Annotated in this window: 7 protein-coding genes; all 7 read right to left on the reverse strand. The window is 62.6% G+C overall.

Annotation, left to right across the window (positions count from 1 at the left end; genetic code table 11):
- Positions 1–439: 439 nt before the first annotated feature.
- The gene (locus B5F19_RS15650; protein ID WP_087292319.1) at positions 440–1,762 is read right to left on the reverse strand and encodes an aminotransferase class V-fold PLP-dependent enzyme; all 1,323 of its coding nucleotides are present in this window, start codon (positions 1,760–1,762) and stop codon (positions 440–442) included.
- Positions 1,763–1,890: 128 nt separating this feature from the next.
- Positions 1,891–3,174 (reverse strand): glycoside hydrolase family 3 N-terminal domain-containing protein, encoded by a 1,284-nt coding sequence (locus B5F19_RS15655; RefSeq protein ID WP_242972844.1) that lies wholly within the window; start codon positions 3,172–3,174, stop codon positions 1,891–1,893.
- A 740-nt stretch (positions 3,175–3,914) separates the two neighbouring features.
- Entirely contained in the window at positions 3,915–5,714 is a 1,800-nt protein-coding gene (gene aspS / locus B5F19_RS15660) for an aspartate--tRNA ligase (protein WP_087292321.1), read from the reverse strand.
- 48 nt (positions 5,715–5,762) lie between these two features.
- A complete protein-coding gene (locus tag B5F19_RS15665) occupies positions 5,763–6,257 on the reverse strand; it encodes a hypothetical protein (RefSeq protein WP_087292324.1) in 495 nt (164 codons plus the stop codon).
- Between the two features lie 49 nt (positions 6,258–6,306).
- Positions 6,307–6,909 (reverse strand): hypothetical protein, encoded by a 603-nt coding sequence (locus B5F19_RS15670; RefSeq protein ID WP_087292327.1) that lies wholly within the window; start codon positions 6,907–6,909, stop codon positions 6,307–6,309.
- Entirely contained in the window at positions 6,906–7,430 is a 525-nt protein-coding gene (locus B5F19_RS18220) for a transposase (RefSeq protein WP_087292330.1), read from the reverse strand. Before B5F19_RS18220 ends, B5F19_RS15670 begins: the two co-directional genes overlap by 4 nt.
- A gap of 268 nt (positions 7,431–7,698) precedes the next feature.
- Positions 7,699–9,060, reverse strand: a complete 1,362-nt coding sequence (gene hisS / locus B5F19_RS15680) for a histidine--tRNA ligase (RefSeq protein ID WP_087292333.1) — start codon at positions 9,058–9,060, stop codon at positions 7,699–7,701.
- Positions 9,061–9,979 lie beyond the last annotated feature (919 nt).

Below are 9,979 nucleotides of genomic sequence, written 5' to 3' on the forward strand. Positions count from 1 at the left end.
GCGAAGCGTGACGGATGAGGTGAGCGGCCAAAGGCCGCCCGCGGCCGGTCTGGGACCGGCCCCTATGCAAAGACATACGCCTTTCCGGGCGCTCCGTAGGGGCGGGTCCGAGACCCGCCCGCCGTTCCCCTGAGCCGCACTTGAGCCCCACCCACACAAAGGCGCGCTCCCCACCAGGAGAAGCACCGCCCAAAGGTTACCCGACCCTCAGCGGCAGCGGAAATAGAACGGAAACCAGTCAGCTGAACCACCCGCGCCTTTGCGTTGACCGCCAACACCTCCGCATTGGCGGCCCCCGTAAAATGGGGGGTCCAGGGGGTGGGGCACATGGAGGATGAGGCGGAGCCGAATCCGATTGGACCCACCCCCTGGCGCTTTTTTGGTGACTTTTTGGGCGGCCAAAAAGTCACTCGCCGCCGGAGCGGCGGAACTTCCCCAGTCAAAAATCCCCGCTTGAGGATACAATCACAGGGATATCTGTACTATTATACCCTATCTTCCGGAAATAGGCCAGTTCTTTTTCGGAAATCCGCTCCCCGGGGGCCACCACGGGCACGCCGGGGGGATAGGGGGCGATCTGAGCCGCCGAGACCCGCCCAGCGCTTTGGTACAGGGGGACCCGCTGGGTGGGGGCAAAGAGGGCCTCCCGCAGGGAGCACGCCCGCTCCGGCAGGGGAGGGGAGGGGAGGGGGGGACAGGGCCCCATCCGGTCCTCCATGCCCTCCAGGGCCCGCTCCAGGCGGTCGAAGTTCTCCTCCAGGTCCTGGGGGGTGCAGATAAACACCACGTGGCCCCCGTCCTCCATCTCGGGAAAAATATTCTGCTCCTCCAGGGACCGGGCGAAGGAGGGACCGTCCTGGACGTTCAGAGTGAGCCGGGCGGGGTCCAGGGACAGGTCCCCGGCCAGGGAGGGGAACTTCTGCCGCAGCTGGGCCACCCGGAGGGCGGTCTGCCGGTAGGCCCGGGCCCCGTCCCCCTCCAGCCAGGCACGGGCGGCGTCCATGCTGGCCAGGATGGGGTAGGAGGGGCTGGAGGTGCCGAACACCGAGGCCATCCGCCGCACCCGGTCCGGGTCGATCCCGTTGGTGAACAGCAGGGCGGCCTGACCCAGGGCGGGGAGGGTCTTGTGGGCGCTGACCACCACCCCGTCCGCCCCCGCAAAGGGGGTCAGCCCCAGGAAGGGCAGGTGGGCCCCGTGGGCCCCGTCCACAAACAGCCTGGCCCCGTGGGCGTGGACGACGGAGAAAATGGCCCCAATATCAGACAACACTCCGGCATATGTAGGGGAAGTAATACAAACTGTTTTGATATTTGGGTGGGTTTTCAGAGAAAACTCCACCTGCTCCGGGGTGATGGGGCCGATGAGATTCTCCTGCTCCAGCCAGGGCCGCTCCAGGTACACCGGCTCCAGGTCCAGCAGGGCCATGGCGTTGAATACCGCCCGGTGACAGTTCCGGTCCACCAAAATTTGATCCCCGGGGGCGCACAGGAGGGACAGCCCCGTGTGGATGCCCATGGTGGACCCGCCGGTGAGAAACTGGCAGTGGTCAAAGCCGAAGCGTTCCGCCCACGGTTTTTGAGCGGAGTCGAAGGGCTCTCCGGCCAGGTACAGGTTGCCGGTGCCGGGGATCTCGGTCACGTCCAGAGAAGCGGCGTCGGACAGCTCCGGCAGGGGGAGAGGGCCGCCCTTGTGCCCCGGCATGTGGAAGCGGGCGGGGTTCCGGGCGGCGTAGTGTTTCAGAACATCACAGAGAGGGGTCATGGGATAACCTCCGAGGGCGGATTTTTTCCACATCCAGGGGCGGAACTGTGGAAATTTTTTGGGGCGGAAACTCCGTTCAGCGGAGAAAAAACGCGCGGCCGGAGAGGTTCCCGGACCGCGCGCGTGGTTTAATAGCCCAACAGGCCGAGGTCGTACTTCCAGGAGAGGACCCGGGCCACCGACTGGTCGATCTGCTCCATGGGGATGGTCCCGTCCTCCACGGCGGCGATGACCTGGGGGATCTGGGTCTCAAAGTCGGTGGTGAGGACCATGTCGTTGCCCGCCTGAACGGCCAGCACGGCCGCCGAGCCGTCCTGGGCGTACTGGGCCACGGCGTCCATGGCCAGGTCGTCGGTGAGGATGACCCCGTCAAAGCCCAGAGTGTCCCGCAGGATCTGGTGGACGGCGGGGGAGAGGGAGGCGGGCAGGCTCTCATCCATGGAGGTGACGATGTTGTGGCTCACCAGCACCGCGTCCGCCCCCGCCTGGATGCCCGCCTGAAAGGGGAGAAAGTCGGAGGTCTCAAAGGTCTCATAGGGCCGCTCATCCACGGCCACGCCGGTGTGGGTGTCCTGGTTGTTTCCATAGCCCGGGAAATGCTTCAGCACCGAGCCGATGCGCTCCTGACCCATGACGGTCACCACCTGGGCCACATAGTCGGCGGTGGTCTGGGCGTCCTGGCCCAGGGCGCGCTCATAGATAAAGTCGGCGGGGTCGGTGGACACGTCGGCCACCGGGGCGAAGTTCACGTTGACCCCCAGGTCCAGCAGGGTGACGCTCTTCTGCCGGGCGTCCTGGAGAATGGCGTCCAGCCCGCCCTGGGCGTACAGCACCTGGGGGGATGGCTCCCGGCTGGGAAACAGGTTGGGGTTGCTGCTGGCCCGGACCACCGTGCCCCCCTCCTCATCGGTGCCGATGAGTATGGGGATGCCGGAGGACGCCTGATAGGAGGCGATCTCGTCCCGCACCTGCTGGGCGGTCTTATCCTTGAAGTCCCGGCCAAAGAGGATATAGCCCCCCAGCTTATACTGGGACACCTTGGCCGCCTGGTCGGTCTCGGGGCAGCGGACGAAGAACATCTGCCCCACCTTCTCCTCCACCGACATGGCGGACACCAGCTCCTGGATGATCTGGTCCTTGTTCTGGGGGAGGGGGTCCTGGGTTGTGCCGGAGGAGCTGGAGGAGGAGCCGGATGGGGCGGAGGACCCGGCGGGGTCCTCAGAGGCTGAGGGGTTCCCCTCCTGGGAGGCGTCCGGGGCGGGCGTCTGAGAGGACGCGTCCCCCTCCTGGGGGGAGGAGACCGAGCCGGAGGCGGCGGAGCCGGAGGACCCGGAGCTCACCGAACCTCCAGCCTGGGGTGCGGCGCACCCGGTCAGCAGAAAGCACAGCAAAAAAATCATCAGTTTTTTCATAAATGCCTCCTGGGAAAAACAGCGTGGAGAGGTTCTCCACGCCAAAATCAAACTGTGTTTTTCTTAGTTTATGGAAGTATACCACTTTGTGTGCATGGTGTCAATTTTTTTGGGGAGTTTTCCTCTCATTTTCTGACATTCCAAGGATTTTTAAGCGTACGGCGGAGATTTTTGGGGGGATAGGCGGGGGAGCTGCCGTTGGCCCGGGCCTTCCCCACTGACAGGGGGAATCGGCCCCCAGGGAGACGGCTTGCGGGCGGCCAAAGGCCGCCCCTACGGAGCGGAGGGAACCTCTTGGGCGGGCGGGTGAGGACACCCGCCCCTACACGGATACAGGAACGGTCCCATTCCCCTCGTAGGGGCCGGTCCCAGACCGGCCCGCGGGCGCAGTGCGCCGCCCATACAGGAAAAAACGGCGGCGAAATTTCCCAAAGAAGCAAGGAAGATCCCCGCCGTTCCAGCGAAAGAACAGCGGGGATCCAATCTTCAAAAAACCGAGAAAAGATTACTCCTCGTCAGAGGCTTCCTCTCTCCGGGTAACAGCCAAGCTCAGCTCATCCAGCTGCTTGTCGTCCGCCCACAAAATGCGGGCATTTTGTGGGGACCCGTTGGGATTAAAATGCTCGGGCGAAATGAATTCGCCCTGCGCCAAGGTTTTGCCCTGGCGGGCAAAACGCTTGTACGGCGCATACGCGCCGCCCCATCTGCGATGGGGCCCCTTCGTGGACGACCGGGAAACGTTACTCCTCCTCGGAGGTCTCCTCTTTCCGGGTGACAGCCAGGCTCAGCTCATCCAGCTGCTTGTCGTCCACGAAGTCGGGGCAGTTGGTCATGGGCTCGGAGGCGTTCTGCACCTTGGGGAAGGCGATCACGTCCCGGATGGAGTCAGCCCCGGCCATGAGCATGCACAGCCGGTCCAGGCCGTAGGCCAGGCCGCCGTGGGGGGGCGCGCCGAACTTGAAGGCGTTGATCAGGTGGCCGAAGCGCTCCATGGCCTCCTCGTCGGTGAAGCCCAGGGCCCGGAACATGGCCTCCTGGGTCTCGGGGACGGAGATGCGGATGGAGCCGCCGCCCAGCTCGGTGCCGTTGAGGACAATGTCATAGGCCTTGGCCCGGCAGTTCTTCTTGTCGGTCTCCAGCTTGTCGATGTCCTCGTCCATGGGGGCGGTGAAGGGGTGGTGCATGGCCACGTAGCGCCCCTCCTCCTCGCTGTACTCAAACATGGGGAACTCGGTGACCCACAGGAACTTGAAGTCCTTGGGGTCCAGGATGCCCAGCTGCTTGGCGCACTCGCACCGCAGGGCGCCCAGGGCGGCAAAGACCACCTCGTCCTTCACGTCGCCCACGATGAGGACCAGGTCCCCGTCCTTGGCGCCGGCCCGCTCCAGGATCGCTTTGTTCTCCTCCTCGGTGAGGAACTTCTGGTAGGAGGAGGTCACCTGGCCGTCGTGGAGGCGGGTCCAGGCCAGGCCCTTGGCCTTGTAGGTCTTGACGAACTCGGCCAGCTTGTCGATCTTCTTCCGGGGGAAGTCGGCGGCGTGGCCGTCCACGTTGATGAGCCGTACGGAGCCGCCGCCCTGGACCGCGCTGGAGAACACGGAGAAGCCGCAGTCCTTCACGATGTCGCTGATGTCCTTGAGCTCAAAGCCGAAGCGCAGGTCGGGCTTGTCGGAGCCGAAGCGGTCCATGGCCTCCCGCCAGGGCATGCGCAGGAAGGGGGTCTTTACGTCTACATCCAGCACTTCCTTGAAAACTCTCTGAAGAAAACCCTCCTGGATCTCCATCACGTCGTCCTCGTTGACGAAGGACATCTCCAGGTCGATCTGGGTGAACTCGGGCTGGCGGTCGGCCCGTAAATCCTCGTCCCGGAAGCAGCGGGCGATCTGCATATAGCGGTCAAAGCCGGAGAGCATCAGCAGCTGCTTGTACTGCTGGGGGGACTGGGGCAGGGCGTAGAACTTGCCCGGGTGGACGCGGGAGGGCACCAGGTAGTCCCGGGCCCCCTCGGGGGTGGACTTGGTGAGCATGGGGGTCTCGATCTCATAGAAGCCCTGCTCGTCGAAGTAGTCCCGGGCCACCTTGGTCACCTTGTGGCGGGTGGCGATCATGTGCTGCATGTCCGGGCGGCGCAGGTCCAGATAGCGGTACTTCAGGCGCAGCATGTCGTTGGCCTTGGAGTGCTCCACGATCTCAAAGGGAGGGGTCTCCGCGCGGGCCAGCAGGCGCAGCTCGGTGACGTACACCTCGATGTCGCCGGTGGCGATCTTGTTGGTCTTGCTCTCACGCTCCCGCACCAGGCCGGTGGCGGCGATGACGTACTCGGAGCGCAGGGTGGAGGCCTTCTCGAAGATCTCCTTGTCGGTGCTGTCGTCGAAGGAGAGCTGAATGAGGCCCGTGCGGTCCCGCAGGTCCACAAAGATCAGCCCGCCCAGGTCCCGCTGCCGCTGCACCCAGCCGCACAGAGAGACGGTCTTGCCCGCGTCGCTCAGACGCAGGTCGCCGCAGTAGTTGGTGCGGCGGAAGTTCTTCAGATTGTCCATAAAATCAACTCCATTTTGTAATATATATTTTAAAAATTGAGAAATGTATTAGGATTGTTCCCCATTCGCCTTCAAATATTGGAGCACCTCCGCCTGAATCTGGGGGTCAGAGGCATCGTACTGCCAGTATCCGTGGGAGCCGGGGATGGGAATGGTCATGGTCTGGGGGACTGGGATATGGACGGGAAAGGGCTCGCCGTCCACGGCAAAGTTCAGCGTCACCCACTGCTCCGAGCCGGGCTGGCTGTCGGAAAATGGGGCGGTCAGATTGCTGAGTTTGGCCCGGTAGCTGCCGCGCTCCAAGAGCGCGATCAGCGCCTCATAGTCCTCATCCCCAGGACCGCGGTGGTCCATGGTCCAGGACGTGGTCCGGGCACGGCTGTGCTCCACGGAGAGCTCCATCCCATGGCCGGAGACTCCGGAGATGCGGCTGGGATCAAGGCCGGTAACCGCCCAGAAACTCTGAGGCCGGGTGTACCACAGGCCGCCGGCCGCCAGCAGGGCGGCGAGGATGCATGCCCCAACGGCGATTTTCTTTTTCATAGCATCATATCCTAATCGCAATTTTGAAATCTATTTTCCAAACAGTATTTTAATAGCGGGGGTTCATGAGGTAAGAAGATAATATTGGGTCCGGGGAGACGAGCTCCAATATCTGGATGGGCCAGTCTGTCTCGTCCGGGGTCGATACAAGCCATGTGCCGCCGGTATTGTTATGAATCTCCAATTCCGCTGTATAGTTGTTATAGCAAATAAGAAGCGACTGTCCGGCGGGGGTTTGCCCGTCGGAAATCTTGGCAGAAGCAAATTCCAAATGCAGCTCCCACTCAAACAGGTCCGGGTCTGGAGAGCGGATATAGGTCATATACTCGTCAAGATGAAGCAGGCCGGCAAGCAGATCGGATAGAGAAAAAGAGGGCAGTTCAAAAGGAAGGATATTGTCTATGGAGCGGGAAAACGTCTGCCCCTGAAGTTCTGTGAGCAGCGGCTGAAAGAGCGGATCGTCCGGCCCTAAGGTCACGGAATCCATCTCGATCCCAAAGCCTGTGCTGGAATACGCCGTGATGGCATAGCAGGCCTCCAAGTCCAGTTCCGGACGGAGCTGCTGGATGGTCACCGGCCGGGTGTACCACAGCCCGCCGCCCACCAGAAGAAGGGTGATCAGGACCGCCCCAACGGCGATTTTCTTCTTCACAAAAATCCCTCCCGTTCCAGCCGCCGGACCGGATTTCCGGCGATATACCCGGCGGCCTCGTCGAAGTCCTGTTGGTTACGGAGGATGTGTTCATAGTAGCCGCGCTGCCAGATGTTGCCCATTGTTTGATGGTTTTCCTTACATATGTGCAGCCATTGTGTAGCAGTTTTTGATTTATACGCACCCACGACCCGGCCCAACGTAGGGGCGACCCTTGCGGTCGCCCGTGGTTCCAGGACAATAATGGCATGAACATGATCGGGCATTACAACGAAACATGGGACCGAAACCGGATAAATGGATTCTAAAAGCGAGAATGTTTGATAGGCAATTTTTCCAAGCGCAGTGTATTCCACATAGGCCGGTCCAGGTGGGCGACCGCAAGGGTCGCCCCTACGGACAACGCCGAACAGGGGGCGTTTGTGCGCCGTGCAGATGGTGACGAAATAGGCCCCGTTTTGGGAATAGTCGTAATTTTGCAGGCGGATGGTTTTCCGGCGGGGGAGGGGAGGGGTGTCCATAGGCGTGACCTCCGAATGAAAATCCAAACCAAAGGGCGGGCGGCCCGGGTGTGCCGCCCCTACGTTGAAACGGCTCCGGCTTCTCCATACTCCCGGGCCAGCCGCTGGATAGCCGCCTCAAATTCTGTGGGATTGGTAGAACGGTAGCCCAAGTAGTGGTTCCCAAGCCAGTTTACCCACAGGGTCTCTCCGTCCCACAGGAGGGTGTGTGGGTGGATCGGCGAGCCGGGCGACCGCAAGTGTCGCCCCTACAACGTGACCGGCTGCCTTACTCTCCCCGGTCCAGAATGGGCGCGCCCTGGTTGAGCTTGTCCAGGCCGGCCTGGATGTGAGCGATGGCCTCGGCGGGGGGCAGCTTCACCTGCTCGCCGGTGGCCAGGTCCTTGACGGCGGCCACGCCGGAGGAGATCTCGTCCTCCCCCAGGAAGATGACATAGGGGATGTGGAGCTTGTCGGCGTAGGAGATCTTCTGCTTGAATTTCTTCTGCTCGCCGTGGATCTGAGCCCGGATGCCCGCCTCCCGCAGCTGGGTGGCCAGGGCGATGGCGGGGGACAGGTCCTCGGTCATGGGCAGGAGGAGCACGTCGGCGGGGGCGGTGTTCAGGCTGTCGTTCAGATAGCCCTGGTCTTCCAGCACGAAGAACAGGCGGGTCAGACCGATGGAAATTCCAACGCCGGGGAGTTGTTTATCGGTATAATATTCCGCCAAGTTATCATACCGGCCGCCGGAACAGATGGAGCCGATCTCCGGGTGGTCCAGCATGGTGGTCTCGTACACGGTGCCGGTGTAGTAGTCCAGGCCCCGGGCGATGGTCAGGTCCACGGCGAAGTGGGTCTCGGGCACGCCGAAGGCGGCCAGGTATTTTACTACCGTGGTCAGCTCGTCCAGGCCGGCGTCAAAGACCTCGTTCCGGCCCCGGTAGGTCTCCAGGGCGGCCAGCACCGCCTGGTTGCCCCCGGAGATGCCGATGAAGTGGAGAATTTCCTGGGCGCTGTCCTCACTGACGCCGCCCTCCACCAGCAGCTCCTTCACCTTGGACGCGCCGATCTTGTCCAGCTTGTCCACGGTGCGCATGATCTCTCCGGACTGCTGGGTGAGGCCCAGCATGGCGTAGAAGCCGTTGAGGATCTTCCGGTTGTTCACCCGGATCTGGAACCGCTTCAGGCCCAGGGCGGTGAAGGCGCGGTAGATGATGGAGGGGATCTCCGCCTCGTTGGAGATGTCCAGCTTGCCGTCGCCGATCACGTCGATGTCCGCCTGATAGAACTCCCGGAACCGGCCCCGCTGGGCCCGCTCGCCCCGGTAGACCTTGCCGATCTGGAAGCGGCGGAAGGGGAAGGTGAGGTGGCCGTAGTTCTGGGCCACGTACTTGGCCAGAGGCACCGTCAGGTCAAAGCGCAGGGACAGGTCGGTGTCCCCCTTCATAAAGCGGTAGATCTGCTTCTCCGTCTCGCCGCCCCCTTTGGCCAATAAAACCTCGCTGGCCTCGATGAGGGGGGTGTCCAGGGGGGTGAAGCCGTACAGGGAGTAGGTGCGGCGGAGAATCTCCACCATGCGGTCGAATTGCGCCTGCCGGGCCGGGAGGAGCTCCATGAAGCCGGACAGGGTGCGGGGTTGTACTTTGCTCATTGTATTGTCTCCTTTTTTTGGTTGTTGACAAGTAAAGGTTTGGACTACATTTTTCCGCCTGCCCTCCTAATAAGCCTTCCCCCTGGGGAAAGGTGGCTGGCCGAAGGCCAGACGGATGAGGAGATAATCCCCCCAAAAAGCCTTCCCCTCGGGGGCCGACTCCCCTTGTCAAGGGGAGATGTCGCGAAGCGACAGAGGGGATAGGGAAAGGTGGCACGGCGAAGCCGTGACGGATGAGGGGACTCCCCCAAAAGCCTTCCCCTCGGGGGGAAGGTGGCCCGAAGGGCCGGATGAGGGGGCGATGGTAGAGCGGTTTTTTGTGTAGGGCGCGACGACCTCGGCGCGCCGCCTTTGAGGTATTGTTTGCGCAGGGGAGTTTCGCCGCCTGCGGGCGGCGAGTTACTTTGCCCATGGCGGCTCGTCGTCGCAAAGTCCGCTTGTCTCCGTTTCCGCCTAGCGGCGAAAACTGCGACCGCTTCCTTGCTCCTCCTCTTCCCGGCGAACCCGCTGCGCTGGGCTTCGCCGGGAGTACGGGAGAGATAACCCAAAACGCCGCCGGGGACGGCTCCGGATGAGCACTTCGTGCTCATAGTCGCCCACCCTACCCCCTCTGGCCCTTCGGACCATCTCCCCCTGACAGGGGGAGTCGGCCCCGGACCCCATTTACGGAGGTTACCCCTTGGGGTGGGCAAAACATTTCCGGCGCGCAAAATCTGAGTGGCTTTCTGCGATTTCTTCCGGGCCACTGGGCCCTGGGTTTTTGGAAAATTGGAGTTGGTGCGGTTCCACAACTGCGCCTGGGGTTGCCGAGCCAACATGCCTGGTTCGAAACACGGGATACCTCATCCGCCCCCTTCGGGGGCACCTTCCCCTAAAGGGGAAGGCTTTGGAAGGCCCATCCCCCTGCCTTCCCCTTTAG

Source organism: Pseudoflavonifractor sp. An184 (genome assembly GCF_002160305.1).
GTDB lineage: Bacteria > Bacillota > Clostridia > Oscillospirales > Oscillospiraceae > Lawsonibacter > Lawsonibacter pullicola.

What these genes read in the sequence shown, in the direction of transcription:
- aspS (WP_087292321.1), bottom strand. Translation starts at nt 5,714, where the DNA reads ATGGACAATCTGAAGAACTTCCGCCGCACCAACTACTGCGGCGACCTG.
- B5F19_RS18220 (WP_087292330.1), bottom strand. Translation starts at nt 7,430, where the DNA reads ATGGACACCCCTCCCCTCCCCCGCCGGAAAACCATCCGCCTGCAAAAT.
- B5F19_RS15665 (WP_087292324.1), bottom strand. Translation starts at nt 6,257, where the DNA reads ATGAAAAAGAAAATCGCCGTTGGGGCATGCATCCTCGCCGCCCTGCTG.
- hisS (WP_087292333.1), bottom strand. Translation starts at nt 9,060, where the DNA reads ATGAGCAAAGTACAACCCCGCACCCTGTCCGGCTTCATGGAGCTCCTC.
- B5F19_RS15655 (WP_242972844.1), bottom strand. Translation starts at nt 3,174, where the DNA reads ATGAAAAAACTGATGATTTTTTTGCTGTGCTTTCTGCTGACCGGGTGC.
- B5F19_RS15650 (WP_087292319.1), bottom strand. Translation starts at nt 1,762, where the DNA reads ATGACCCCTCTCTGTGATGTTCTGAAACACTACGCCGCCCGGAACCCC.